At 69.3% G+C, this 25,243-nt stretch carries 21 protein-coding genes and 3 tRNA genes; 14 read left to right on the top strand and 10 right to left on the bottom strand.

The window, feature by feature from the left end; genetic code table 11:
* Position 1: 1 nt before the first annotated feature.
* From ftsH to tilS, 3 genes are all read right to left on the bottom strand, one after another.
* Positions 2 to 2,005, bottom strand: coding sequence for an ATP-dependent zinc metalloprotease FtsH (gene ftsH, locus H9651_RS11985; protein ID WP_191719560.1), 2,004 nt, complete (start codon positions 2,003 to 2,005; stop codon positions 2 to 4).
* A 175-nt stretch (positions 2,006 to 2,180) separates the two neighbouring features.
* Complete coding sequence (hpt, locus tag H9651_RS11980; RefSeq protein ID WP_191719559.1) at positions 2,181 to 2,732, bottom strand: hypoxanthine phosphoribosyltransferase; 552 nt, start codon at positions 2,730 to 2,732, stop codon at positions 2,181 to 2,183.
* 10 nt (positions 2,733 to 2,742) lie between these two features.
* Positions 2,743 to 3,747 (bottom strand): tRNA lysidine(34) synthetase TilS, encoded by a 1,005-nt coding sequence (gene tilS / locus H9651_RS11975; RefSeq protein ID WP_191719558.1) that lies wholly within the window; start codon positions 3,745 to 3,747, stop codon positions 2,743 to 2,745.
* A gap of 246 nt (positions 3,748 to 3,993) precedes the next feature.
* Here tilS and H9651_RS11970 point away from each other — a divergent pair, with 246 nt between their 5' ends.
* Positions 3,994 to 4,527, top strand: a complete 534-nt coding sequence (locus H9651_RS11970) for an inorganic diphosphatase (RefSeq protein WP_191719557.1) — start codon at positions 3,994 to 3,996, stop codon at positions 4,525 to 4,527.
* Between the two features lie 53 nt (positions 4,528 to 4,580).
* Here H9651_RS11970 and H9651_RS11965 read toward each other — a convergent pair whose 3' ends face one another.
* Complete coding sequence (locus H9651_RS11965; RefSeq protein ID WP_191719591.1) at positions 4,581 to 6,008, bottom strand: peptidoglycan DD-metalloendopeptidase family protein; 1,428 nt, start codon at positions 6,006 to 6,008, stop codon at positions 4,581 to 4,583.
* A 232-nt stretch (positions 6,009 to 6,240) separates the two neighbouring features.
* Between H9651_RS11965 and H9651_RS11960 the strand changes: the two genes are divergently transcribed.
* The 7 genes from H9651_RS11960 (at position 6,241) to H9651_RS11930 (ending at position 11,372) form a co-directional block, all read left to right on the top strand.
* A tRNA-Glu gene (locus H9651_RS11960) sits at positions 6,241 to 6,313 on the top strand.
* A gap of 21 nt (positions 6,314 to 6,334) precedes the next feature.
* Positions 6,335 to 6,408, top strand: a tRNA-Asp gene (locus H9651_RS11955).
* Between the two features lie 64 nt (positions 6,409 to 6,472).
* Positions 6,473 to 6,545: transfer RNA gene (locus tag H9651_RS11950), tRNA-Phe, on the top strand.
* 477 nt (positions 6,546 to 7,022) lie between these two features.
* Positions 7,023 to 7,607 (top strand): DUF5067 domain-containing protein, encoded by a 585-nt coding sequence (locus H9651_RS11945; protein ID WP_191719556.1) that lies wholly within the window; start codon positions 7,023 to 7,025, stop codon positions 7,605 to 7,607.
* A 3-nt stretch (positions 7,608 to 7,610) separates the two neighbouring features.
* A complete protein-coding gene (locus H9651_RS11940; RefSeq protein ID WP_191719555.1) occupies positions 7,611 to 8,078 on the top strand; it encodes a hypothetical protein in 468 nt (155 codons plus the stop codon).
* 456 nt (positions 8,079 to 8,534) lie between these two features.
* Complete coding sequence (locus tag H9651_RS11935; RefSeq protein WP_191719554.1) at positions 8,535 to 9,956, top strand: Cpe/LpqF family protein; 1,422 nt, start codon at positions 8,535 to 8,537, stop codon at positions 9,954 to 9,956.
* Positions 9,957 to 10,460: 504 nt separating this feature from the next.
* On the top strand, positions 10,461 to 11,372 hold the full coding sequence (locus tag H9651_RS11930) for a hypothetical protein (RefSeq protein ID WP_191719553.1): 912 nt from the start codon (positions 10,461 to 10,463) through the stop codon (positions 11,370 to 11,372).
* A 38-nt stretch (positions 11,373 to 11,410) separates the two neighbouring features.
* Here the strand turns inward: H9651_RS11930 and H9651_RS11925 are convergent, their stop codons facing one another.
* Positions 11,411 to 12,574 carry a helix-turn-helix domain-containing protein gene (locus H9651_RS11925; protein ID WP_191719552.1) on the bottom strand — a complete coding sequence of 388 codons (1,164 nt, stop codon included), beginning with the start codon at positions 12,572 to 12,574 and terminating at the stop codon, positions 11,411 to 11,413.
* Between the two features lie 19 nt (positions 12,575 to 12,593).
* Positions 12,594 to 13,229 carry a hypothetical protein gene (locus tag H9651_RS11920; RefSeq protein ID WP_191719551.1) on the bottom strand — a complete coding sequence of 212 codons (636 nt, stop codon included), beginning with the start codon at positions 13,227 to 13,229 and terminating at the stop codon, positions 12,594 to 12,596.
* A 638-nt stretch (positions 13,230 to 13,867) separates the two neighbouring features.
* Here H9651_RS11920 and H9651_RS11915 point away from each other — a divergent pair.
* Positions 13,868 to 14,068 carry a hypothetical protein gene (locus H9651_RS11915; protein WP_191719550.1) on the top strand — a complete coding sequence of 67 codons (201 nt, stop codon included), beginning with the start codon at positions 13,868 to 13,870 and terminating at the stop codon, positions 14,066 to 14,068.
* Between the two features lie 27 nt (positions 14,069 to 14,095).
* On the opposite strand, the gene H9651_RS11910 is transcribed toward H9651_RS11915, so the two are convergent.
* Positions 14,096 to 14,764, bottom strand: coding sequence for a cation transporter (locus H9651_RS11910; protein WP_191719549.1), 669 nt, complete (start codon positions 14,762 to 14,764; stop codon positions 14,096 to 14,098).
* A 248-nt stretch (positions 14,765 to 15,012) separates the two neighbouring features.
* Here H9651_RS11910 and rarD point away from each other — a divergent pair, with 248 nt between their 5' ends.
* The 4 genes from rarD (at position 15,013) to H9651_RS11890 (ending at position 19,176) form a co-directional block, all read left to right on the top strand.
* Positions 15,013 to 15,876 (top strand): EamA family transporter RarD, encoded by an 864-nt coding sequence (rarD, locus tag H9651_RS11905; RefSeq protein WP_191719548.1) that lies wholly within the window; start codon positions 15,013 to 15,015, stop codon positions 15,874 to 15,876.
* A 45-nt stretch (positions 15,877 to 15,921) separates the two neighbouring features.
* Positions 15,922 to 17,049 (top strand): glycosyltransferase, encoded by a 1,128-nt coding sequence (locus H9651_RS11900; RefSeq protein WP_191719547.1) that lies wholly within the window; start codon positions 15,922 to 15,924, stop codon positions 17,047 to 17,049.
* A gap of 42 nt (positions 17,050 to 17,091) precedes the next feature.
* A complete protein-coding gene (locus H9651_RS11895; RefSeq protein WP_191719546.1) occupies positions 17,092 to 17,352 on the top strand; it encodes a glutaredoxin family protein in 261 nt (86 codons plus the stop codon).
* A 66-nt stretch (positions 17,353 to 17,418) separates the two neighbouring features.
* Positions 17,419 to 19,176 carry an aldehyde dehydrogenase family protein gene (locus H9651_RS11890; protein ID WP_191719545.1) on the top strand — a complete coding sequence of 586 codons (1,758 nt, stop codon included), beginning with the start codon at positions 17,419 to 17,421 and terminating at the stop codon, positions 19,174 to 19,176.
* An 18-nt stretch (positions 19,177 to 19,194) separates the two neighbouring features.
* Here H9651_RS11890 and pip read toward each other — a convergent pair whose 3' ends face one another.
* Together pip and ypfJ are read right to left on the bottom strand one after the other, a co-directional pair.
* Entirely contained in the window at positions 19,195 to 20,217 is a 1,023-nt protein-coding gene (gene pip / locus H9651_RS11885; protein ID WP_191719544.1) for a prolyl aminopeptidase, read from the bottom strand.
* The gene (gene ypfJ / locus H9651_RS11880; RefSeq protein ID WP_191719543.1) at positions 20,214 to 21,086 is read right to left on the bottom strand and encodes a KPN_02809 family neutral zinc metallopeptidase; all 873 of its coding nucleotides are present in this window, start codon (positions 21,084 to 21,086) and stop codon (positions 20,214 to 20,216) included. The genes pip and ypfJ overlap by 4 nt, the downstream gene beginning before the upstream one ends.
* Before the next feature lie 616 nt (positions 21,087 to 21,702).
* Here ypfJ and H9651_RS11875 point away from each other — a divergent pair.
* A complete protein-coding gene (locus tag H9651_RS11875; RefSeq protein WP_191719542.1) occupies positions 21,703 to 22,713 on the top strand; it encodes a malate dehydrogenase in 1,011 nt (336 codons plus the stop codon).
* Between the two features lie 164 nt (positions 22,714 to 22,877).
* Here H9651_RS11875 and H9651_RS11870 read toward each other — a convergent pair whose 3' ends face one another.
* Entirely contained in the window at positions 22,878 to 25,241 is a 2,364-nt protein-coding gene (locus tag H9651_RS11870) for an ATP-binding cassette domain-containing protein (protein ID WP_191719541.1), read from the bottom strand.
* Between the last annotated feature and the right edge of the window lie 2 nt (positions 25,242 to 25,243).

The raw sequence follows: 25,243 nt of genomic DNA, 5'->3' as shown, positions 1-25,243 counted from the left end.
CCTACGCGGTCGCGGGGCGCGCCTGCCCGGTGGGGCGGCGATGTGCGACCTTCTCCACGGCCTCGTCGGCCTCGACGCTGGCGGCGAGTCCGGCCTCTTCGCGGCGACGCGGCACCTCGACGGGCGGACGCGGCGACACCGGCCGGTCACTGCTGGAGAGCCACTGCGGGCGCGGCGGCAGGTGGGTGATGTCCTTGAAGATCTCGGCCAGCTCGATGTGGTCGAGCGTCTCCTTCTCCAGCAGCGCCAGCGCGAGCTTGTCGAGGATGTCCCGGTTGGCGTTGATCACCTGGTAGGCCTCGTTGTGCGCCTGCTCGATGAGCTCGCGCACCTGCGCGTCGACGCGCTCGGCGATGGCTTCGGAGAAGTCGCGGCCATGACCCATGTCGCGGCCGAGGAACATCTCGCCCGACGCGGCACCGAGCTTCACCGGCCCGACCTCGGTGGTCATGCCGTACTCGGTGACCATCTTGCGAGCGATGCTGGTCGCCTTCTCGATGTCGTTGGAGGCACCGGTGGTGGGGTCGTGGAAGATGATCTCCTCCGCGACGCGGCCGCCCATGGCATACGTCAACTGGTCCTGCAGCTCGTTGCGGGTGATCGAGTACTTGTCATCCAGCGGCAGCACCATCGTGTAGCCCAGGGCCTTGCCACGCGGCAGGATCGTGACCTTCGTCACGGGGTCGGTGTGGTTCATCGCCGCCGCCGCCAGGGCGTGCCCGCCCTCGTGGTAGGCGGTGATGAGCTTCTCCTTGTCCTTCATGACGCGCGTGCGCCGCTGCGGACCGGCGATGACGCGGTCGATCGCCTCGTCGAGCGCGCGCATGTCGATGAGCTGCGCGTTGGAGCGGGCGGTCAGCAGCGCCGCCTCGTTGAGCACGTTGGCAAGGTCGGCACCGGTGAAGCCGGGCGTCTTGCGCGCGACGACCTCGAGGTCGACGGAGTCGGCCAAGGGCTTGCCACGGCCGTGCACCTCGAGGATCTTCAGGCGGCCCTTGAGGTCGGGGGCGTCCACGCCGATCTGGCGGTCGAAGCGGCCGGGGCGCAGCAGCGCCGGGTCGAGGATGTCGGGGCGGTTGGTGGCCGCGATGACGATGACGTTGGCCTTGGGGTCGAAGCCGTCCATCTCGACGAGCATCTGGTTGAGCGTCTGCTCGCGCTCGTCGTGACCGCCGCCGAGGCCCGCGCCGCGGTGGCGACCCACGGCATCGATCTCGTCGATGAAGATGATGGCCGGGGCGTTCTCCTTGGCCTGGGTGAACAGGTCGCGTACGCGGCTCGCGCCGACACCGACGAACATCTCCACGAAGTCAGAACCCGAGATCGAGTAGAACGGCACACCCGCCTCACCGGCGACGGCGCGCGCGAGCAGGGTCTTGCCGGTTCCGGGAGGGCCGTACAGCAGCACACCCTTGGGGATGCGCGCCCCCACCGCCTGGAAGCGCGCGGGGTCCTTCAGGAAGTCCTTGATCTCGTGCAGTTCCTCGATCGCCTCGTCGGCGCCCGCGACGTCCTGGAACGTGACGGTGGGCGTCTCCTTGGTGACCAGCTTCGCGCGCGACTTGCCGAACTGCATGACCTTGCCGCCGCCGCCCTGGGCAGAGGACAGCAGGAACCAGAACAGCAGACCCAGCAGCAGGATGGGGAGGAAGAGCGAGATGAACCCGTCGAACCAGGTGGCACGCGGCACCGCGTCGTTGAACCCGTCTGCGGGCTCGGCCGCGGCGATCGCGTCGATGACCTCGTCGGCGCGAGCCTCCACGTAGTAGAACTGCACCTCGGTCGCGCCGTCGTGCGGCTCGGAGAGGGTCATGTCCACGCGCTGGTCGCCGTCGGTGTTCAGCACCTCGGTGACCGTGCCGCCCTGGAGCAGCTCGAGGCCCTCCTGGGTGGTGACCTGCTTGGCGCCGCCGAGGCTGGAGATCAGCGAGAACCCGACGAGCAGCAGCACGCCGATCAGCAGGATGTAGATCAGCGGGTTGCGGGTGATCTTCTTGAAGTCCATGGTGCGGGGCCGGCGCCCGATCCCTTTCGTCGCAGGGCAGCCCGTATGCGAGACGGGCAACAGGGATTCAGGCTACCGCCGCGCCCTATGGCTGATCTGTGCATTCGCCCAGGGCTGAATCAACGCGGCATTCCGCGGGGCGAGGCGTCGAGCGGATGCCGCCAGGAGCCGCGGCTCAGGCGTAGACGTGGGGCGCGAGAACCGCGACGTCGCGCAGGTTGCGGTAGCGCTCGGCGTAGTCGAGGCCGTAGCCGACGACGAACTCGTTCGGGATGTCGAAGCCGACGTACTTGCAGTCGATCTTCACCTTCGCCGCCTCGGGCTTGCGCAGCAGTGCCAGCACCTCGATCGACTCGGCACCGCGCGAGGCGAAGTTCTCCAACAGCCAGCTGAGGGTGAGGCCGGAGTCGATGATGTCCTCGACGATGAGCACGTGCTTGCCGTGCAGGTCGGTGTCGAGGTCCTTGCGGATCTGCACCACACCACTGGACTTCGTGCCGGCGCCGTACGACGACACCGCCATCCAGTCCATCGTGATGTCGCTCTGCAGCGACCGGGCGAAGTCGGCCATGACCATGACCGCCCCCTTCAGCACGCCCACCAGCAGCAGGTCCTTGCCGGCGTAGTCGGCGTCCACCCGGGCGGCGAGCTCCGCGAGCTTGCGCTGGATCTCCTCTTCGGTGACGAGGACGGTGGAGAGCTGGTCCGAGATGTCGGCTGCGCGCATGTCTACGAGTCTAAGTTCCCGCGGGACCTGCGGTGAACTCGATCAGACCGCCGCGACGGCGGGCGCGGCACGCGGGAAGATCGATCGGTCCCTGACCCGCCCAGTCGGTGACGAGCCGGGCGACCTCGAGGGTCTGTGAACGCGAGAGCGAGGCGCCGAACTCGCTGGCCACGACGTGCCGGATGATGCGGTGGCGCAGCGCCGGCGGGTTCGCGGCGAGCGCCGCGACCGACACCGCGATGCCCGCTTCGGCGGGCTGCACGATGTCTTCGATGGTCTCGTCGATCATCTCGGCGAACGCCTCGGCGTCTTCGCGCAGCTGCTCGGCGGTGCGGGCGAGCGCTTCGGCGACGCCGGGGCCGAGTTCGGTCTCGAGCGCCGGCAGCACGCGCTCCCGCACCCGCACGCGGGCGAAGCGGGTGTCGGTGTTGTGCGGGTCGTCCCAGGGGTGCAGGCCGGCGGCGGCGCAGGCGGCGCGCGTGGTGTCGCGGCGCACCCCCAGCATCGGCCGCAGCCACCGCACCCCGGTGGCCTCGTCGCGGCGTTCGGGCGCCATGGCGGCCAGGCTCGCGGCACCCGAGCCGCGGGCGAGCCCCAGCAGCACCGTCTCGGCCTGGTCGTCGAGGGTGTGGCCGAGCAGCACCCCCACGGCGCCGGGGGCGGCCTGTGCCGCCTCGGCGAGGGCGCGGTAGCGGGCGTCGCGGGCGGCGGCTTCGGGGCCGCCCTCGCCGGTGACGGTGACACGTACGACCGCGGCGTCGATGCCGAGGGCGGTCGCCGCTGCTGCGGCATCCGCTGCCGCTTCGGCCGACCCCGGCTGCAGGGCGTGGTCGACCGTGACGCTGCGCACCGAGAGCCCGAGCTTGGGGGCCTCGAACGCCGTGGCGGCGGCGAGGGCGAGCGAGTCAGACCCGCCCGAGAGCGCCACGATCACGGTGCCGGAGCCGGCGTAGGGCTGCAGCGCCGTGCGCACGGCGCGGCGGATCTCGGCGATGGCGGGGCTGAGGGACGGCACGCGACCACGGTAGCCGCCCGGCGCGGCGCCCTGTCGCTCGCGGTTGCCGGGCGCGGTTGCCCGCGGTGGCGCCGCCCGCCCCCGCACGACGTCGCCAATCCACCGCCGGCGACCCCGGATTCGGGCCTTCCGGCCTCGCAGAACCCCGGATCAGCGACGTTGTGCACAGCGCTCGCTCACCATCGGCGGCGGCCCCGCGACTAGGCTGGTCGCCGCATCCCACCCCTGTCTTGAAGGAGCACCAGCATGGGCGCGTACGACGCCGTCATCGAGATCCCCCGCGGCAGCCGCGTGAAGTACGAAGTGGACCACGGCACCGGCCGCGTCTACCTCGACCGCGTGCTGTTCACCCCCATGGGCTACCCGGCCAACTACGGGTTCTTCGAGAACACGCTCGGCGAAGACGGTGACCCGCTCGACGTGCTGCTGCTGCTGGACCGCGACCTGTACCCGGGCATCATGGCGAAGGTGCGCCCCGTCGGCGTGCTGAAGATGAGCGACGAGGCCGGCGGCGACGACAAGGTCGTCGCGGTGCTCGCGAAGGACCCGCGCTGGGCGCACATCCAGGATGTGTCGGACCTCGACGAGTGGACCAAGGGCGAGATCAACCACTTCTTCGAGCACTACAAGGACCTGGAGCCCGGCAAGTGGGTCAAGGTCGACGAGTGGGCCGATGCCGCCGAGGCCGAGCGTCTCGTGGCCGAGGCGTTCGTGCGCTTCGAGGAGCACGACGAGCAGACCCGCACGCAGGGTGAGGGCGCAGCGCCCAAGACCGTCTGACGACGGAGAGTGTCACGAGGGGCGGGTGCTGCGGCATCCGCCCTTCGTCGCGTCTAGACCGAGACGCCGCGGTCGCGCAGGTAGGGCGCGGGGTCGATGCGCACGCCGCCGCGGTACACCTCGAAGTGCAGGTGGCAGCCCTGCGAGACGCCGGTGTTGCCGGCGTAGGCGATGACCTGTCCGGCGCCGACGCTCTGGCCGACACCGACGGCGAAGCCCTGCGGACGGATGTGCGCGTAGCCGGTGACGATGCCGCCGCCGTGGTCGATCTTGATGTAGTTGCCCCAGCCGCCGGCGCTGTACGAGGCGAAGATGACGCGTCCCGCTGCGGCGGCGTAGATCTGTGCGCCGCAGCCGTTGGCGAAGTCGATGCCGCGGTGTCCGCTGCCACTGCAGTATCCGTTGGAGCAGATGCTGTCGCGTCCGCCGAACCAGGAGCTGATCCAGCCGCCGTGGGGACGCACCCAGCCCTGGCCGCCGCCGGAACCGCCGGGAGCACCGCCGCCGCCTCCACCGCCGCCACCGCCGCCGCCGCCTCCTCCGCCACCGGAGTTGTTGCCGGCATTGGCCGCAGCTTCTTCACGCGCCTTGCGTTCGGCCTCTTCGCGGGCGAGGCGCTCGCGCTCGAGGCGGGCGAGACGCTCGGCCTCGACACCGGCCTGGTAGCCTGCAACGGTCTGCGCGGTGGTGTCCTTGAGCGCGGCGAGCTGAGCCTGCAGCGTGCCGAGGTGCTCGGTCTGCGCCGCGAGCGCCGCCTGCGCGGCATCGGCGGCAGCCTGCGCCTCGACCATCTTGAGCTCGGCCTCCTGCTTCAGGCGGTCGCGCTCGTTGCGGGCGACGGATGCCTGATCGCTGAGGCTCTGCGCGTTGTCACGCGCGCTGACGGCATCGGTGTAGACGGCCTGGTTGGCGGCGAGGAGCTTGTCCATCGTGCCGAGACGCGCCAGCAGGTCGTCGGCACTGGCCGCCGAGCCCGAGAAGAACAGTTCGAGCGAGGTGTCGTCGCCACCGTTGCGGTAGAGCTGCGCGGCGACGCGGCCGGCCTTCTGCGCCGCTTCCACCGCGCGCGCCTCTTCGGCGTCGGCCTGCGCCTGCAACGAGAGGGCACGGTCGACGGCGGCTTCGTAGGCCTCCTGCGCGGCCTGGTACTCCAGGCCCAGACGCTCGGCTTCGGCCTGCTTGTAGGCGACGTCGGCGGTGAGGTCGGAGATGAGCTTCTCGATGCGCGCGACTTCGGAGTTCTTCGCCGCTTCGTTCTGCTTCGCCCGCTGCACGTCATCCCATGAGGGGTAGCTTGCGGCGAACGCGGCCGGCACGAAGGGGGCGGCGAGGGCGCTCGCGGCGACCAGGCCGAACGCGCCGACGGTGAGTGCTCCGCGACGGGTGATGCCGCCGGCGAACGCACGCTGTTCCGCCTCGGTGGGGGCACAACCGCAATCCTCCGGGGTTTCCTCGGACCGGAAACGCACGCGGCACCTCATCTCTTCGCCGTTCGGGGGGAACGAAGACAGCATTCACAGTAGCAACATCAGCCCCACAAGCAACGCTCGGGGCCGGATTTTCAGCGCCGACCGGCGGTTCCGTCTCGCCCATCGTGCCCGCGACGCGCGCGGGATGCGGGAGGACGCGCCCTCGATTGGTGTTTTGGCTCAGCAATGCTTATGCTTGGTCGTCGGTAAGCGTGAGCACCGGGTTCGTCCCAACGGTTCACTCGGCCCCATCGTTTAGCGGCCTAGGACGCCGCCCTTTCACGGCGGTAGCACGGGTTCGAATCCCGTTGGGGTCACACCTACAATTGAATATGCATGGCCCTGTAGCGCAGTTGGTTAGCGTGCCGCCCTGTCACGGCGGAGGTCGCGGGTTCAAGTCCCGTCAGGGTCGCTCCAGAGCGACGGGCCCTTTTTCGGAAGGGCCCTTCGTCTCGGACGCGGCAGACATGCCGTGAGGCTCTGTAGCTCAGTTGGTAGAGCGCACGACTGAAAATCGTGAGGTCACGGGATCGACGCCCGTCGGAGCCACACGGGTGATCATTACAGTCACCCTAGAAACCCTCGCCTAGCTTCTACATGGCGGGGGTTTCGCTTTTCCCCGGTGATAGTCGGTGCCCGAACCGCTCCTCGTGGGTTGTGCCCGCCCGGCCGTTGAGCGAGCGCAGCGAGACGAAACGCCTGTCAGAGCCGATCCCACCACCACCGTGACCATTGCTGCAGCTAGCCCACCGAGGCGGCAGGCTCCTGTTGCTGTTCATTGGTGATGGCGACGGTAAGCGGCCGGCCCTCCGCGCGCTCAATCACGCTTTGGGACGCCCCCTTCTGACTGAGCACGATTCGCATCCACTCCCCTGGGTCTCTGCAGCAACGCGGGTGACCCGAGGTCCGGCAGCGCTCAGAGCCGCGTATCGGCGCGCATCATCCCCGCGTTCTGCGGGGGCGCATTGAAATTCGGCGCCTCAACACTAGACGTGGGGCGGCAGAGCGCGGGGCGATGTGGGTGGGGTGGGTCAAAATGGTTGCATGAGAAAACTCTTATTTCCCGCCGCGCCGGTAGCGATTGCGGCTGCTCTGGTCCTGACCGGGTGCAGCCCGGCCGCCACGACCGTCGAGCCGGAGCCCAGTTCCGTGACCGAGGTCGAGGTCGCGGCTCCGGCCGAGGATGCTGCCGCCGCTGAAGAGTCGTTCGTCGACGGCGTGCTGACCACCGAAGAAGTCAAGATCGCCATCACGGACTATCGTGTGATCCCGGTCGGAGAAGCTGGCAACGAGTACGGCGACAAACCCGTCCTGGCCATCTGGTACGACACGACCAACCTGGGCACCTCGGACCGCGACATCACTCCTTCGGAGTTCATCTTTTCCTTCGAGGCCTACCAAGACACGGACCCGAACCGGGAGAACACCCTCGACGTGGGGATGCTTCCGGACCCGTCGTTCCGGGACTCGCAGATGGAGAACATCAAGCCCGGCGGGACCGTCCCCAACGCGATCGCCTACGAGCTCGACGACACGACCACCCCGGTGGATCTGGTCGCCGTCCGGCTGTTCGGCGACGACATCGGTCGCATGACCTTCAACCTGAGCTGAGCGATGCGCCGTTTCATAGCACCCGCTGCACTGGCCCTGTCCGCGCTTCTGCTCGCTGGCTGCGCGCCGGCGGGGGATGCCGACTCGAGCAGCCCGTCGTCGCCCAGCAAGGTGGAAGAGACCGTCGCACCACCCGCCGAGCCGCTGGATCTGACCGGCGAGTGGAAGCAGACGAACTCGAACGCCGAGGACTCTTACCAGACCGCCACCATAACCGAGGAAACGATCAGCGTGGACTGGGTCGTCACCTCCGATTCCACGTCGGCGATCTACTGGGTCGGAACTTACGAAGCACCCAAGGAGGACGTCGATGCGTACTCCTGGGAATCGGTTAACGACACCAGCCAGACCGAGACCGCGCTTCTGGCTTCGGATGCCCCCACGAAGACCTTTACGTACGAGAACGGCGTGCTCAAGTACGAGCTCACCGCGATGGGCGTGACCATGACCGTTGAGATGGAGAAGCAGTAACCGGCGCCCGACCAGCGCACCTGAAAGGCCCTCCGAGTGCTCGGAGGGCCTTGACGAGCGCTCAGCGGCGGCGGGTGGCCGACGTCGGCGCTACGCCTTCCGGGCCTGGTCCAGTGCGTCGCGGTACGCGTTAGGCGACCGCGATCCTGCGCGGTCGCTACGGAGGTGCGCGGCGGTCCGAGTGCTCGATTCGCTTCGGAGCGACGACGGCCATGAAGCTGTAAGACAGCAGCTGGCGGCCTCACACGCTGCGGGGACGGGTCTGAACAGCCGCCAGCGCGAGAGTGCGCGTACTCCTGAGCGAACTGCAGCTGCGTCCGCCTGAACGCCGACGCCATGCTTGCGTTCCGTCGTCGGCACTCGTTCCGTCATCGGTGACGGCGGCGGGCGCCACGGGTGCGCGATATCCCCCTGCCGTCGGAGGCGCTGGGCGCCGCGACGCGCTTGGCTGGAAGGATGCACGCTCCACGACGACCCCAGACCGAGACCACCCCGCCGTCCCGCCGCCGCACCCGCGTCGCTGCGGCTATCGCCACCGCCGCCCTCGCCGCCGGACTCGTCGGGTGCTCGCCTGACGTCGGCGGCGCCCCGTCCGCCGAGGCCACCGTTGAGGTCGCGCTGCCCGACACCGCGCTCGGCGAGCACGCGCAGTGGGTCATCGATGCGGTCAACGGCGCCGAGGTCGCGCCCGCCGCAGCCGAATCACGACTGTCCGCCCCCATGCTCGATCAGATCTCCGGCGACCAGCTGATCGAGGTGTTCACCCAGCTCGAGCCGCAGAGCCCGTGGGTTCCGACAGCGATCCAGGATGCCGGAGACCAGGCGGTCATCACCCTCACTCCGGCCGCGGGCGACGCGCTCGACATGCAGATCGTGGTCGACGACGAAGACCTCATCGCGGGTCTCCTCTTCACGCCGTCGGCAGGGGCCCGGACGCCCGCCGCTTCTTGGTCGGAACTGGAGGAGACGGTCAACGGCTTCGCCGCGGACACCACCTTCACAGTGACGGATGTCGCCGACGGGACCCGCGTCGCCGCCGCAGGCGACGGCAGCGGGGTGGGCGACGAAGATCCACTGCCCTCCGGCTCGATGTTCAAGCTCTACGTGCTGGGTGCCGTGGCCGACCAGGTGGCGAACGGCGCGCTCAAGTGGGACGGCGTGCTCACCGTCACCGACGATGTCCGCAGCCTGCCCTCGGGCGAGCTGCAGGATGCCCCGACCGGCACCACGGTGACGGTGCAGGAGGCAGCCGAGAAGATGATCGCCATCAGCGACAACACCGCCACCGACCTGCTGATGGCCGCGGTCGGACCCGCCGCACTGGAGAAGGCCCTCGCCGACATGGGGCACCACGACCCGGCTCTGAACACCCCGATGCTCACGACGCGGGCACTGTTCCAGCTCGGTTGGGGCGCCGACGCCGCGGCCCGCACCGCCTGGACTGCGGCCACCACCGCGGCCGAGAAGCAGGCGGTGCTCGACGCCCTCCCCACCGGGGTGCTCGAGGTGCCCGCCACCGCGGTCGTCACTCCGGTCTGGCAGGACGGCCTGGAGTGGTTCACCACGCCCGACGACCTCATCGCCGCACACCTCGCGCTGCAGGAGAAGGCGGCGACGGATGCCGGGGCTCCGCTCCGCGGCATCCTCTCCGCCAACAGTGGCCTCGGCGATCTCGGCGAGGCGTGGTATTACGCGGCGTTCAAGGGCGGCAGCTCCGTCGGGGTGCTGGCCGGATCCTGGTACCTGGAGCGCTCCGACGGGCGCGCATTCGTGATCACCATCCAGGGCTCGACGCAGGACCCGGCCGAGCTCGCCGACCAGATCATGTTCTTCGGCCAGGTGCAGGACGCGATCGCCCTGCTCGAGAAGGAGCAGTAGCCGCGGCAGCCGCGCGGTGGCAGACGACATGCGGGACGAACTAGGCTGCTGGTCCATCGTGTCGCGGTCGCGCACCGTGACGGCGCGGTCCTCGAGCGAGTCGAAGTCGATGTTCCACTGGCCGCGCAGATCTGCGGCCAGCCCGCGCGATCGATCACCACCCAAGACCTCCAGAATCTCGGATGTGCGGTCGGCGCGGCGGCGACGGAGCACATCGCGCCGTCGGGTGCTCCGGCCGCGCGTCCGCGAGCATTCGCAGCGCCCGCTCAGCATCCCCGGCGAGTACGTCCTGTTCCCCGAGCTCCATCCTTGTCTGATGAACGGAACGAAAGTTTGGGCCATCGGTGAACCCCACCAATAAGATCGACTGGCTCGACCGAACCGGTTGCTCCCGTACGAGCTGCTAACACCCGTTCGGAAGGTTCATCGCACTCCATGACCCACGGCCTGGCGCATCTGCGACGCGGGCTTCCTCCCCAGCCCGAAAACCGAGAAGCTCCGCTCATGACGACCAGCGCCTGGTGGGAATCCGTCCCGCTCCACGAAGCCCTTTTAGTTTGCGCCGGCCAGCACGCTTCCGCGGCCTACGAGGTCCAGGGGAAGGACGATCCGAGAGAGGCCTCATTCGCGGCGGCGCGGGCGAGCATCCACGCCGGTGCTGCCGTCGAACTCCTCGCAAAGTCACTGCTCGCGAAGGAGCATCCTGCGCTAATCATGGAAAAGCCAGCCGATGCTGTGCCAGCCAAGAGGCACCCCCTGGAACTGGCTAGGACCGCAGACGCGGGCGCCCTGCAGCGGATGCTTTGCCGCCACCTCAAACTGGGCAAGGAGGTCGAGGATCTCGGGGCCGGAATCCTCAATGACCGGAACAACGCGGCCCCCGTCGGCCTCTCTACCCATGGGCTTGCCGGGAACGTAGACCGCCTCGGACTATGGATCCATTTTGTGCAGGACGCGTCCGGACTCGTAAGCACGGACTGGCTGTCTAGCAAAGCCGCCCGCGAGCAGGAGCGACGCTTCAACGCGTTCGTCCTTGAATTGCACGAGAAGCTAGTTGCCGCGAAGCGAGTGTTCGAGAAGCGACGGAGCGACCGCCAGAAGGCAAGCAAGGACTTCGAGGATTGGGCTGCGCGGCTTGAACGCGAGCTCGCGGAGTCGGCCCATAATGAGATCGGCCCTGACTTCGACAACGAACAGGAATGCCCTGCGTGCGCGCGAACCGGTCGAACTTGGGGGGTCATCCATGACATCGAATACGAGTACGAAGGTCCCGGCGAATATTCTCAGAACGTCATCTGGTCCTCGTACTTCAAGTGCCCTGTCTGCACGCTTGAACTCAACGATCCTGAGTCCACAGCGGTGTTCAGCCCCGGGTGGAGCGATCTCAGGATCCGATTCGAGTCACTCGCCTCGTAGGCGACCGCGCCCTATTCGAGACTCGCGCAATGAGTCACTCAGCGGCTGCCGCGTCGTGAACTGAGTTCTGCGACGGGCGCAAGTGAGACATCGCGGAGTTCAGCCGTGCTGCGCGACCGGCTCACACCATCACCTTGGATGGCGAACGTCACGATGCCGAGCATCAGGTCCTGGACGTCACGCGGGCGGACGTTGAGCACTCGGGCAATCTCAGAGAAGCCCTCACCGCGTTTCCGCATGTCACTCATGACTTGAGTCAGCAAGCTCGAGGTCTCAACGCGCAAATCGGAACCAGGCTCTCCACGCCGAAAGCCGGCCATCGAAAGCTGCTTGGCAAGCGTGCCGTAGGTCCAGTCCGAGATCACGCCGAGACGGTGCGCTCGCAAATTGAGTGCCATCGCGCTGACGCGCCAGCGGCGCTTCAGAATCAGAACGTCCTCGAGCATGAGATTGTTGCCGCGGATTGCCCCGATGACATCCGATCGTGGCATTAGGAACGAGCTAGCGAAGTCATTCGCCGCCTGTTCCTTCTCCTTACCTGGCTCGACGTGTAACGACCCTCCGTGCATAACGAGATGGCCAAGCTCATGCGCGAGGTCGAAGCGCAACCGCTCGGCGGATTTGTGGACGTTTAGGAAGATGACCGGCGTCGCCCCGTGCCGGAACGAGAATGCATCGATGGCCTGCAAAGGGCCGCCCGCAGAGTAAACCTTGGCCCCCTTGGACTCGAGGAGCCGCAACAGGTCCTTTACAGGTGTTACACCCAGCCCCCAAGCTCCACGAAGTGCTTCGGCGGTCTGCTCCGGTGCGAGCTCATCGTCAGAGTCGATCAGATCTTGCAGCTCTGGGACGTCCGGGGCAGGAGAGCGGTAGGTCGCCTCGATCCAATCCGACAGCTCGATGGCGAGCGTCGACAAGCTGCGCGCTGTCGCCTCATCCTTCTTTGCGAGCTTCGAGGTCGCACGAAAATGGAAAGCATCGGCCGGCGGCTGACTTTTCACCGGGCGGTAGAAGAACTCGATCGGAAAGTTAAGGACGCGGGCGAACTCGCGAATCAGCTCAGGGCTCGGGGTCTTCTTAACATTCTCGATCTGGGATATCCACGGCGCGGTGGTACCCGCAGCAGCGGCCAAGTCAGTCGCCGTCATCTGCCGGATGGCGCGCGCCATTTCGAGGCGTGCTGGAATGAAGGTGGTGCTCATCGTCGGAACCTAGCTCAGTTCAGCGGCGCGCGATGGTGAAGCCGAAGCCCTCGTCGTCGCCTTCGTCTTCCTCGAACGAGAAGGCGCCAAGTGCAAGGTCAAACGGCGGGAAGACGATGCGGTCGAGCCAGCTGTCGATCTGCTTCCCGGCCATCGACTTCGGGCGGGACAGCTCAAGGTGGACCATGCCGTCACGCTCGTTGTAGAGCAGGATCCAGAGATACCTGACGTCGATCTCGCCGCCGTCCGAGGTCGGCTGACCGAAGAGCGCACCCTGGCCGTTTTCGTCGACGCGGCGCGCAAAGGCCGAGCCCTTCGGATTCTTGGTGCTCGGGGTACCCCAAGGCACGCCTGTGAACTCGTCACCGCTGCTCGTGATGAGGCCGAGGTTGAGGTCGGACTGCGAGAAGTACGGAAGATTCTGTGGGTTAGATCGCTTCCAGTCAAGCTGAAGCAGCATGAGCTCCTCGTGAATGAACTCAACGGTGCGGAACCAGCGCATCATGTTTGGCGCCGACTTCGGCGCCCCCTGGGAGAAGGTGCGGCTCTCTGCCGCGCCGACCGCCACCGCCCGCTCGAACACCTCTGCGGCGAGGCGCATCGGGGACAGTATGCGAGCGAGATCCTCGCGGGTCTTCGGGGTATGGATCGCCATTTGCGGTTCCTCTCTCGCGGCCGGTGAACTTAGACTAGCGCAACAAGCGAAAGAAATGACACATTAAGTTAGGTGCGGCGTGTCGGCCACGCAAACCGCACGTCGCCACTGCGCCGAGCCAATCGGCCGTTCTTGGCGTAGAGATCAGCATGCGCTACACCACCGACACCCCTTCTAGTCGCAGTTAGAGTCATCACCGGCTTTATGACCATCGCTGCTTGGCTCGTGGTCGCATCCGGAACCTGACTCGCGCGACCTTCGCCCAGGCCCACGGCGCGCTCATCGCCGCTCTCGACGCATTAGTCGGACGACGGGTGAAGACTGACCCCGTGGCGACGTTTGAAGCTTGACCCCTCCGACACTCTTGAAAGGTGATTTCACTGGAAGATTGGGCGGAGATCCGTCGGCTGCATAAGTGCACTCAGCACTGGAGGCGGTCGGTTTCGAGATCATCGAAAGTCACCAACGGGCCGAGCGCGATCGGCGCCCTGTCGGAGCTATCATTTGCGAGCTGTCCCGCTCTTGAACTCGCGAAACGCCCACAGGCCGCCGATGGCGCAAGCGCCATCACCCGGCTGACGGACGTGGGCCGCGGCATCCTGACGCCAGCCATCCGGTGCTTTTCCTACGTTGGAAACATGGACAACGAGACGGAATCCGGCTCGGCCGGGCGCAACGCCAAGGGCACCGGCATCGGCATCGGCGTCGCACTCGGATTGGCCCTGGGTACCGCCGTCGGCATCGCGGCTGACAACCTCGCCCTCTGGCTCGCGGTCGGCGTCGCCGTCGGCATCGCGATCGGCGCCGGCTTCGACGCCCGCGACCGGGGTCACCGCTAGCGGCACTGACCTACTCGATGTCGCGGCTCAGCGGTCGGCGTGCTCGTGCTCGTCTTCCAGGAGCATCCCGACCGAGGTGGCGCAGGCATCGCCGCGCCATGCCTCGATGCCCTCACGGATGGCGAAGGCGGCGATGACGAGACCGGCGAGCGCATCGGCCCACCACCAGCCGAACAGGCTGTTGAGCACCAATCCCACCAACACGGCCGCAGAGAGGTACGTGCAGATCAACGTCTGCTTCGAATCAGCGACCGCGGTGGCCGATCCCAGCTCGCGACCGGCCCGGCGCTCAGCGAACGAGAGGAACGGCATGACGACGACGCTCACGGCGGTGACGACGAGGCCGAGCGTCGAGTGCTCGACGTCGGCCCGGCCGACCAGCGCGAGCACAGACGCGACCGTGACGTACGCGGCCAGGGCGAAGAACGCGACCGCGATAACGCGGAACGTGCCCTTCTCCCACCGCTCGGGATCGCGGCGTGTGAACTGCCAGGCAACGGCGGCCGCCGACGGGACCTCGATGGTGGAGTCCAGGCCGAACCCGATCAGCGCGGCCGACGAAGCCACCGTGCCGGCGGCGATCGCGACCACCGCCTCGATCAGGTTGTAGACGATCGTTGCGGCGACGATCCACCGGATGCGGCGCTGCAGCACGAATCTGCGGTCGTCGGAAAGGCGGGGAGTCGGGGTGGTCATGCGCAGGCAGCGCAAGCCTGCGGCATCCGTGATCCGGCGACGCCGGCCGGCATCCATCTGCCAGCCCTGATCGTCACTAGAATCCTGAGGGAGCGACGCACCCGGCCGGCCTTCTCGCCACGCCCGCGCGTCCCACATCGAAGCCCGATCCGGCCCGAGCAAGACGGGGCCTCCCCCGCTCGCGGTTCGGGCTTCAGCCATGCCGACGGGAGAAGAAGATCAGCACGACAGCGGGTATGCGGGGCGGCGTGGTGGCGTCGCTGATCGCGTCGGTGCTGTTCGGCGTTCTGTTCTTCCTCCCCCCACTGGTGTCGCCCCTCGAGGCGAACAGCATCTTCGCGTGGCGCATCTTCATCACGCTGCCCCTCGTCGCCGCGGCGCTGCTGCTCTCGCGCAGGATGCCGGATGTGCAGCGCATCCTGCGGCGGGTGCGCGCCCGGCCACTGCTCGCGGTGGTGATCGTGTGCAACGGCCTGCTGCTCGGCGTGCAGCTCTGGCTGTTCGGATGGGCGCCACTGTCGGGCCACGGCCTGGATGTCGCACTCGGCTATCTGCTGCTCCCCCTGATGATGGTGATCGTCGGCCGCGTGCTGCACGGCGATGCCCTGCCTCCGCTGCGACTCGGCGCCGTCATCGCCGCAGCCGTCGGTGTGGTCTTCGCGGTCGCCCTGACGGGACAGATCTCCGCCGCGACGCTGATCGTCATGCTCGGCTACCCCGTCTACTTCGAGCTGCGGGGCCGCTTCGGCCTGAACAGCCCCGGCGCCCTGGCGCTGGAGCTCACCGCCCTCCTCCCCGTGGCCGTCTGGTTCGCGTTCGGGCAGACCTGGCCGGCGACGGACACCCCGCGGATCATCGTCGGTCTGCTCGCCATCGGCCTCGTCAGCGCCGTCGCCCTGCTGCTGTATCTGCGCGCGAGCGAACTGCTCCCCTTCGGACTCTTCGGCATGCTGAGCTACGTCGAGCCCGTGCTGCTGACCGTCGTCGCGGTCGCGCTGCTCGGCGAGACCATGACCGCCGCAGACCTGCTCGTCTACGGACCCATCACCCTCGCCCTCGTGCTGTTGTGCGTCGAAGCCGCCATCGGAACACACACGCGCCGTGCGGACTGACGGGCTACCCTTGATCGACCCGCCCGACCGACGACAGGACGACCGATGGATCTGACGATCATCGTCCCGACCTACAACGAAGGTCCGAACGTCGTCGAACTGCTCGGCCGCATCGGCGCGGCGATGACCGGCCGCGACTTCGAAGTGCTGTTCGTCGACGACTCCACCGACGACACCCCGGCCGTCGTGCGCACCGCCGCAGCGACCTCACCCTTTCCGGTGCGCCTGCTGCACCGCGAGCAGCCGACCGCCGGCCTCGGCGGCGCCGTGGTCGAGGGCTTCCGCCTGGCGCAGTCGCGTTGGTGTCTCGTGATGGACGGCGACCTGCAGCATCCGCCCGAGACCATCCCCACCCTCCTCGCCCGCGCCGAAGCGGGCGACGTCGACGTGGTGGTGGCCTCGCGCTATGCCGCCGGCGGCACGTCGAAGGGCCTGGCGGATGCCACCCGCACCACGGTGTCGCGCGTGTCGAACCTGCTGACCAAGGCCATGTTCCCCCGCAAGCTCCACGGCTGCTCCGACCCGATGACCGGGTTCTTCCTCGTCGACCGCGAGGCGTTCGACGTCGAAGCGCTGCGTCCTCGCGGGTTCAAGATTCTGCTCGAGGTGCTCGCCCGCAGGCAGCTGCGCACCGCCGAGGTGCCGTTCAACTTCGACGAGCGGCACGCCGGCGCCTCGAAGGCGTCGTTCACGCAGGGGGTGCGGTTCCTCTCGCAGCTGACGATGCTGCGCTTCGGTCGCATGTCGGCGTTCGCGCTGGTCGGGGGATTCGGCGCGATCGTCAATCTGCTGATCATGTGGGGGCTCATCCGCCTCGGCATGGAATATGTCGTGGCCGCGATCATCGCGAGCGAAGTGACCATCATCGGCAACTTCCTGCTGCTGGAGTACCTGGTCTTCGCCGACATGCGCTCCGAATCGGGCCGCATGCGGCATCGGTTCGTGAAGTCGTTCGTGTTCAACAACGTCGAAGCGGCCGTGCGCATCCCGGTGCTGTGGGTGCTGGTGGAAGGCACGCACATCCCCGCCGTGCTCGCCGCCGCCCTCACCCTCGTGGCGGCGTTCATCGTGCGGTTCGTCTTCCATGCACTCGTCGTGTACGCCCCCAAGAGCTCCGCCGCCGCCGCGGCGGCGCCCGGCGCACGCCCGGTGCGGGTGCGCGCCGACCGGTAAGCGGTCGGCCCCCACCCAGCCGGGCAGACCTAGGCTGGAGACATGACCGACCAGGCCCCCACGATCACGATGTTCGGCGCCGACTGGTGCCGCGACTGCCGCCGCACGAAGTCCCAGCTCGATGCCCTCGGCGTCGGCTACGAGTACATCGATCTCGAGGCTGACCCGAGCGCCGCCGAGGTCGCCCGCGAGATCTCCGGCCGCACGAACATCCCCGTCGTCGTCTACCCCGACGCCACGCACCACGTCGAGCCGAGCAACCTCGACGTCGAGACGAAGCTGCGCGAGCTCTCGCTGATCTGACGCTCTCCTCGAGCATCGGCAGGCTCCCGGCCTAAGCTGGACACCCCGACCCGAGGAGAGCGCTCCGTGGCATCCACCCCGTCCCCCTCGCACGCAGACACCGGTCTGGCCGACGACGAACGCGAGCGGCTGGATGCCGCGATCGACGAGCTGCGCACCGGCACGCAGGTCTGGGCCCGGCTGACCCTCGGCCAGCGCCGACGCCTGCTCGGCCGTGTGCGCGCCGCCGTGGCGGCCGTCGCCGAGGAATGGGCCGACGTGGCATCCACCTCGAAGGGTCTCGAGCCCGGGCATCCGCTGCGGGGCGAGGAGTGGCTCGGCGGTCCCTACGGCGCCATCGTCGCCCTCGACGCCTACGCCGACACGCTCGCCGCCCTGGAGCGCGGCGCCAGCCCGCTCGACGGCCTGCGCATCGACGAGGCCCCGGGCGGCCGCACCCGTGTGCACGTGCTTCCCGTCGCCCCCATCGACCGACTGCTGCTGTCGGGATTCACCGCCGAAGTGTGGCTGGAACCGGGCGCGACGGCCGCCGAAGCCGTGCGCACGGCCGGCCTCGGGCAGCTCGCCGGTCCCCGGTCGGCGGGCGTGGGCCTCGTGCTCGGCGCGGGCAACGTCAGCGCCATCCCGTTCCTCGACGTGCTGTACGAACTGCTCGCGTTCAACCGCGTCGCACTGCTCAAGGTCAACCCCACGCAGGACGCCCTCGTCCCCGTGTTCGAGCGCGCGCTGGCGCCGCTCATCGGGCCGGGCCTCGTGCGCATCGTCACCGGCGGCGGCGACGTGGGCGGCTACCTCACCACCCACCCCGGCATCGACCACGTGCACATCACCGGGTCGTCCGCCACCTTCGACGCGATCGTGTGGGGCGGCGATGCCGATGCCGCCGCGCGCCGCGACGCCGACGAGCCGCGCCTGGGCGTGCCCATCACCGCCGAGCTCGGCGGGGTGTCGCCCGTCATCGTGGTGCCGGGCGAGTGGACCGACGCCGACCTGCGCTACCAGGCCGAGCACATCGTGACGATGCGCCTCGCCAACAGCGGCCACAACTGCATCGCCGCCCAGGTGGTGGTGGTGAGCACCGACTGGCCGCAACGCGACGCGTTCGTCGCGGCGCTGCAGACCGCGTACGCCACCGCTCCGCGGCGCACCGTCTGGTACCCGGGCGCGCAGCAGCGGGTCGAGGCCATCGCCGACGCGCATCCCGACGCCGTGCGCAGCGCCGACGGCACCCGCCTGCTCTTCGAGGTGCAGGGCGCGGATGCCACGCACCTCGAGACCACCGAGTACTTCGCCCCGGTGCTCGGCGTCATCGACCTGCCCGGCACCGGGCAGGAGTTCCTCGACGCAGCAGTCGCGTACGCCAACGACCGGCTCGCCGGCACCCTCGGGGCGAACGTGATCATCGACCCGGCCGTGCAGTCCACCCTCGGCGACGGATTCGAGCAGGCGATCGCGGACCTGCGCTACGGCACCGTCGCGATCAACGCGTGGACGGCGCTGGGCTTCTTGACGCCGACCTGCACGTGGGGCGCGTTCCCCGGCGGCACCCTCGCCGACGCCCCGAGCGGCATCGGCGTCGTGCACAACTCCCTGCTGCTCGACCGTGTGGAGCGCAGCGTCGTGCGCGGGCCCTTCCGCCCGTTCCCGTCGTCGCTGTCGGCGGGCAACCTGCTCGCCTCCGGGCGCCCCTCGGTGCTGCCGAAGCCGCCATGGTTCGTCACCTCGCGCACCGGCTCCGCCGTCAGCGAAGGGTTCACGCGCTTCCGCATCGACGGCAACCCGGTGCGCCTGTCGGCGACGATGCTGCAGGCCTTCGGCGCGTAGCCGATCGACCCGCTGAGGTCAGGCGGAGAGGGCCGGCTCCGCGAACGGCGGCGGGGTGTCCGAGCCCTTGGCGAACCGGTCGGTTGCGGCGCGGAGTGCGGCGGCGATCCCGGGCTCCGACGCCGAGTGTCCGGCATCCGGCACCACCACCAGCTCGGCCTCGGGCCACGCCCGATGCAGATCCCACGCGGTCATGATGGGCGTGCACGCGTCGTAGCGGCCCTGCACGATGACGCCGGGGATGTGGCGGATCGCACCGGCGTCGGCGATGAGCTGACCCTCGCGCAGCCAGCCGCGGTTGAGGAAGTAGTGGTTCTCGATACGCGCGAACGCGGTGGCGTCCTCGGGGCCGGTCATGGCTGCCACGAGCGCAGGGTCGGGCAGCAGGGTGACCGTCGAGGCCTCCCACTTCGCCCACGCGAGCGCCGCCGGCACGTGCACGGCCGGGTCGGGGTCGGAGAGCCGCCGGTGGTACGCCTCGATCAGCTGCGCGCGTTCGAGCACCGGGATCGGGGCGATGAACTCCTCCCACAGGTCGGGGAACAGCGACGCCGCCCCACCCTCGTAGAACCACTCCAGCTCGTGCGTGCGCAGGGTGAAGATGCCGCGCAGCACCAGTTCGCTCACCGTCGCGGGGTACGCCTCGGCATACGCCAGCGCGAGCGTGCTGCCCCACGAGCCGCCGAACACCATCCACCGGTCGATGCCCAGGGTCCGCCGCAGCTGATCGACATCGGCGACGAGGTGCCACGTGGTGTTGTGGCGCAGATCGGAGTCGGGGCTGCTCGCGTGCGGTGTGCTGCGTCCGCAGCCGCGCTGGTCGAACAGGATGATGCGGTACGCCTCGGGGTCGAAGAACCGCCGCTGCCAGGGCGAGGTGCCGCCGCCGGGGCCGCCGTGCAAGAACACGACCGGCTTGCCGTCGGGGTTGCCCGACTGCTCCCAGTACACGCGGTTGCCCTCGCCGACGAGCAGTTCGCCGGTTTCGTAGGGCGCGATGGGCGGGTAGAGGATGCCGTCGAGGTGCGCGAGGTCGCTCACAGGTCCGCTCCTGACGCTGAGAAGGTGTCGCACGAGCGGGCGCCGCGCTGGTAGCCGGTGTCGAACCAGCGTTGTCGTTGCTCACTGGAGCCGTGCGTCCAGCTCTCGGGGTTGACCGCTCCACCGGACTGCCGCTGGATGTTGTCGTCGCCGACGGCCGCGGCGGCGTCGAGCGCGTCACGGATCTCGGTCTCGGTGGGCGCCTGCATGAACGGAACGCCGTTCTCATCGACCTGCTGCGGCAGGTCGGCGATCCACGCGCCGGCGAGGCAGTCGGCCTGCAGTTCGACGCGCACCCCGTTGCTGTCGGCCCCGCTGCCGTTGTTCGGGTAACGCTCCATGATGCCGGTGATCTGCTGCACGTGGTGGCCGTACTCGTGGCCGAGCACATAGAGCTGCGCGAGCGGACCGGCGGTCGCGCCGAACTGGTCGCGCAGGATGCCGAAGAACGTCGGGTCGACGTAGACGGTCTCTTCGGGCGGGCAGTAGAAGGGACCGGCGGCGTTGGATGCCGTGCCGCACGCGGTCGGGGTGGAGCCGTCGACGATGATCAGCTGCGGCTGGCGGTAGCCGTCGAGCTCGCGCGCCCAGAACTGGTCGAGGTTGAGCGACGCGGCCGCGAGCCGGCAGTCGTCGTTCGCGTTCGCGTCGGCACCGGTTTCGCAGTTCTCGATGGCCGATTCCTCGGTCGCGGCATCCCCGCCGCCGAGGCCGCCGAGCAGTCCGCTGAGGTCCTGACCGGTGAACAGGCTGAGCAGCAGCACCGCGATGCCGCCGATGCCCACGACCCCGCCGCCCAAGATCGCGCCGTTTCGGCCACGGCGCTTGGCCGTGTTGCCGCCCACGCGGGCGTTGTCGTTGAACGTCACGGGTTCCACGGTATCCGTTGTGCCCCGTAATTCCGCGGCGCCGGACCGATGACCCCGCGGTATCCGCGCCGTGCGGGGCGTGCGCGGCGGTGCCGTTCGCGCCCGCGCGCGCCGCCCGCGCCGTTCGAGTGTCGCGAATGGCGGGTGTCACGACCTCTCGACCGTGCGGATGCGACACCCGAGCAGTCCCCGGCCCGCCCGCCGCGGCATCCGCGCCCTTCGAGTGTCGCGAATGGCGGGTGCCGCCGCCTCGCGATCGTGCGGATGCGACACCCGAGCAACCCTCACCCCTCCGCTCCGGCCCGCGGAGCCCGCCCCGCGCACCCGCGCCCGCGCGCGCGGCATCCGCGCCCTTCGAGTGTCGCGAATGGCGGGTATCACGGCCTCGCGACCGTGCGGATGCGACACCCGAGCAGCCCTCAACCCTCCACCCGGCCCGCGGAGCCCGCGCGACCACGCCCGCGCACGCGGCCCGCGGCATCCGCGCCCTTCGAGTGTCGCGAATGGCGGGTGCCGCCGCCTCGCGACGGTGCGGATGCGACACTCGAGCGGCCCCGGGCTCGGCCCCGGCCCCGGGCTCGGCCCCGCGGCGCGGCGGCGTGGATATGCTCGTCGGATGGATGCCGCTCCCGTCACCGTGACCATCACCGGCGCCGGGGGCCAGATCGGCTACGCGCTGCTGTTCCGCATCGCCGCCGGCGACATGCTCGGCCCCCACCGGCCGGTGCGGCTGCGACTGTTGGAGATCCCGCAGGGGGTGCGGGCGGCCGAGGGCGCAGCGCTGGAACTGCAGGACTGCGCCTTCGGGCTGCTGCGCGACGTCGAGGTGACCGACGACCCGGCCGTCGCGTTCGCCGGTGCGAACCGCGCCCTGCTGGTGGGTTCCCGCCCGCGGGCGGCGGGCCAGGACCGCGCCGACCTCCTGGCCGCAAACGCCGGTGTCTTCGGCCCGCAGGGCGCCGCCATCGCCGCTCACGCGGCCGCGGACGTGCGGGTGCTGGCGGTGGGCAATCCCGCGAACACCAATGCGCTCATCGCCGCGACCGCCGCCGAGGGCGTGCCCGCCGACCGGTTCAGCGCGCTCACCCGGCTCGACCACGACCGGGCGCTCGGGCAGCTGGCATCCGCCCTCGACGTCTCGCCGTCGCACCTGCGCGACGTGACGATCTGGGGCAACCACTCCAACACCCAGTTCCCCGATGTCTCGCACGCGACGGTCGACGGGGTGCCTGTCGTCGACGCGCTCGCGCAGCGCCTGGGCGGCGCGGATGCCGCGGTCGCGTGGCTCGACAACGTGTTCATCCCGCGGGTCGCCGGCCGCGGCGCGGAGATCATCGAGGTGCGGGGGTCGTCGTCGGTCGCGTCGGCGGCCAACGCCGTCATCGCGCACGTACGCGACGAGGCGCGAGGAACCCACGACGGCTGGACGTCGGCGGCGCTGGTCTCGCGCGGCGAATACGGGGTGGCCGAAGGACTGGTGTGCTCGTTCCCGGTGACCAGCGACGGGTCGGGCTACCGCGTCGTCGAGGGCCTCGACCTCGGCGAGCGCGTGCGCGCCGGGCTCGCGGCATCGGTCGCCGAGCTGGCCGCCGAGCGCGACGCGGTGCTCGCCCTCGGCGCCCTCTGACCTCGGCGCGCTGACCGCTCACCCGGCGCCCGGCACCCGCGCCCCGCTCGCTTGCCCGGGCCCGGGCCCGCGCCGCCGCCTCCGCGCGGACGCCCGACCGCCGCGCCGCCCTCTGACCCACGACCCGCCGACCCGCCGACGCCCTGCCCGACCGCCGCCCCGCCCTAACCGGCGACGTACGCGCGCAGGTGCTGCGCGGTGAGCGTGTCGCCCACCGCGACGAGATCGGCGGGGGTGCCCTCGAACACGATCGTGCCGCCGTCGCGGCCCGCCCCCGGGCCGAGATCGACGATCCAGTCGGCGTGCGCCATGACCGCCTGGTGATGCTCGATCACGACGACGGTGTTGCCGGCATCCACGAGGCGGTCGAGCATGCCGAGCAGGTTGTCGACGTCGGCGAGGTGCAGGCCCGTCGTCGGCTCGTCGAGCACGTAGACCGCGCCCTTCTTGGCCATGCTGATGGCCAGCTTCAGCCGCTGCCGCTCACCGCCGGAGAGCGTGTTCAGGCGCTGCCCGAGCGTCAGGTACGACAGCCCGACGTCGACCATGCGGGAAAGCGTCGTGTGCGCCGGACCGCTGCCGAAGAACTCCGCCGCCTCCCCCACCGGCATCGAGAGCACCTCGTCGATGTTCTTGCCGTTCAGCCGGTACTCCAGCACCTCGTCGGTGAACCGCCGGCCCTCGCAGACCTCGCACACCGTCTCGACGGTCGACATGAAGCCCAGCTCGGTGATGATCACGCCGAGTCCCTTGCAGGCGGGGCAGGCGCCCGCAGAGTTGGCACTGAACAGCGCCGGCTTCACGCCGTTGGCCTTGGCGAACGCGGTGCGGATGACATCGAGCACGCCGGTGTAGGTGGCCGGGTTGCTGCGGCGGGACCCCCGGATGGCGGACTGGTCGACCATCACGACATCGTCGAAGGCGGTGAGGTTGCCGTGGATGAGCGAGGACTTGCCCGAGCCGGCGACCCCCGTGACCACCGTGAGCACCCCGCGGGGGATGTCGACGTCGACGTCACGCAGGTTGTGCTGGCTCGCACCGCGGATGGGCAGGGCGCCCCGGTGCGGGCGCACGGCGTCCTTCAGCCGGGCCCGGTGGTCGAGGTGGCGTCCGGTGACGGTGTCGCAGGCGCGCAGCCCCGCCACGTCGCCCTGGTACATGATGTGCCCGCCGTCGCGACCGGCGCCCGGACCGAGGTCCACGACGTGGTCGGCGATGTCGATGACCTCGGGCTTGTGCTCGACGACGAGCACCGTGTTGCCCTTGTCGCGCAGCCGCCGCAGCAGCGCGTTCATCCGCTGGATGTCGTGGGGGTGCAGCCCCGCAGTCGGCTCGTCGAAGACGTAGGTGATGTCGGTGAGCGCCGAACCGAGGTGGCGGATCATGCGGGTGCGCTGCGCCTCGCCGCCCGAGAGGGTGCCCGACGCGCGGTCGAGCGAGAGGTAGCCGAGCCCGATCTCCACGAACGAGTCGATCGTGTCGCGCAGCCCCGCCAGCAGCGGGGCGACCGACGCGTCGTCGATGGTGCGCAGCCAGGCGGCGAGGTCGGTGATCTGCATCGCCGCGGCATCCGCGATGCTCACCCCGCCGATCGTCGACGATCGTGCCGCTTCGCTGAGCCGCGTGCCGTGGCATTCGGGGCACGGCGTGAACTTCACGGCACGGTCGACGAACGCGCGGACGTGCGGCTGCAGGGAGTCGCGGTCCTTCTGCAGGAAGCTCTTGGTGATCTTGGGGACGAGACCTTCGTAGGTCATGTTGATCCCCTGGATCTTGACCTTCGTCGGCTCCTTGTAGAGGAAGTCCTGCCACTCCTGCTCGGTGAAGTCGGCGAGCTTCTTGTCGGCATCCACGAACCCCGACTCGGTGAAGCCGCGCACCATCCACCCGTCGACGCTGTAGCCGGGGACGGTCATCGCCCCCTCGGCGAGCGACTTGGTGCGGTCGAACAGCTCGTCGAGGTCGATGTCACTGATCTCCCCCGTCCCCTCGCAGCGCGGACACATGCCGCCGGTCACGGTGAAGTCGCGGGTGACGGCCTTCTTGTCGCCCACCTTCATCGCCCCGGATCCGCTGACCGAGGGCACGTTGAACGAGAAGGCCTGCGGCGAGCCGATGTGCGGCTGACCGAGCCGGCTGAAGAGGATGCGCAGCATCGCATGCGCATCGGTGGCGGTGCCGACGGTGGAGCGGGAATTGCCGCCCATGCGCTCCTGGTCGACGAGGATCGCAGTGGTCAGACCCTCGAGCAGGTCGACGTCGGGGCGGGGCAGCGTGGGCATGAACCCCTGCACGAAGGTGCTGTAGGTCTCGTTGATCAGCCGCTGCGACTCGGCGGCGATGGTGCCGAACACGAGCGAGGACTTACCCGACCCGCTCACTCCCGTGAACACGGTCAGCCGGCGCTTGGGCAGGTCGATGCTGACGCCCCGGAGATTGTTCTCCCGCGCACCGACGACGCGGATGACATCGTGGGTGTCGGGGACGGCGGGAGCGCCGACGGCGCCCCCTGCGGCGGTGTCGGTCATGG

Origin of the sequence: Microbacterium pullorum (assembly GCF_014836535.1) — a bacterium.
Lineage (GTDB): Bacteria > Actinomycetota > Actinomycetes > Actinomycetales > Microbacteriaceae > Microbacterium > Microbacterium pullorum.
This window is presented reverse-complemented; position numbering and strand designations above follow the sequence as displayed.

Excerpts from the sequence above, each read along its gene's own strand:
- H9651_RS11910 (WP_191719549.1), bottom strand. The coding sequence starts at position 14,764 with ATGACCACCCCGACTCCCCGCCTTTCCGACGACCGCAGATTCGTGCTG.
- ftsH (WP_191719560.1), bottom strand. The coding sequence starts at position 2,005 with ATGGACTTCAAGAAGATCACCCGCAACCCGCTGATCTACATCCTGCTG.
- H9651_RS11940 (WP_191719555.1), top strand. The coding sequence starts at position 7,611 with ATGCGCCGTTTCATAGCACCCGCTGCACTGGCCCTGTCCGCGCTTCTG.
- H9651_RS11870 (WP_191719541.1), bottom strand. The coding sequence starts at position 25,241 with ATGACCGACACCGCCGCAGGGGGCGCCGTCGGCGCTCCCGCCGTCCCC.
- H9651_RS11935 (WP_191719554.1), top strand. The coding sequence starts at position 8,535 with ATGCACGCTCCACGACGACCCCAGACCGAGACCACCCCGCCGTCCCGC.
- H9651_RS11925 (WP_191719552.1), bottom strand. The coding sequence starts at position 12,574 with ATGAGCACCACCTTCATTCCAGCACGCCTCGAAATGGCGCGCGCCATC.
- H9651_RS11965 (WP_191719591.1), bottom strand. The coding sequence starts at position 6,008 with ATGAGGTGCCGCGTGCGTTTCCGGTCCGAGGAAACCCCGGAGGATTGC.
- H9651_RS11915 (WP_191719550.1), top strand. The coding sequence starts at position 13,868 with ATGGACAACGAGACGGAATCCGGCTCGGCCGGGCGCAACGCCAAGGGC.
- H9651_RS11875 (WP_191719542.1), top strand. The coding sequence starts at position 21,703 with ATGGATGCCGCTCCCGTCACCGTGACCATCACCGGCGCCGGGGGCCAG.
- H9651_RS11920 (WP_191719551.1), bottom strand. The coding sequence starts at position 13,229 with ATGGCGATCCATACCCCGAAGACCCGCGAGGATCTCGCTCGCATACTG.
- hpt (WP_191719559.1), bottom strand. The coding sequence starts at position 2,732 with ATGCGCGCAGCCGACATCTCGGACCAGCTCTCCACCGTCCTCGTCACC.
- H9651_RS11930 (WP_191719553.1), top strand. The coding sequence starts at position 10,461 with ATGACGACCAGCGCCTGGTGGGAATCCGTCCCGCTCCACGAAGCCCTT.
- H9651_RS11895 (WP_191719546.1), top strand. The coding sequence starts at position 17,092 with ATGACCGACCAGGCCCCCACGATCACGATGTTCGGCGCCGACTGGTGC.
- H9651_RS11970 (WP_191719557.1), top strand. The coding sequence starts at position 3,994 with ATGGGCGCGTACGACGCCGTCATCGAGATCCCCCGCGGCAGCCGCGTG.
- H9651_RS11900 (WP_191719547.1), top strand. The coding sequence starts at position 15,922 with ATGGATCTGACGATCATCGTCCCGACCTACAACGAAGGTCCGAACGTC.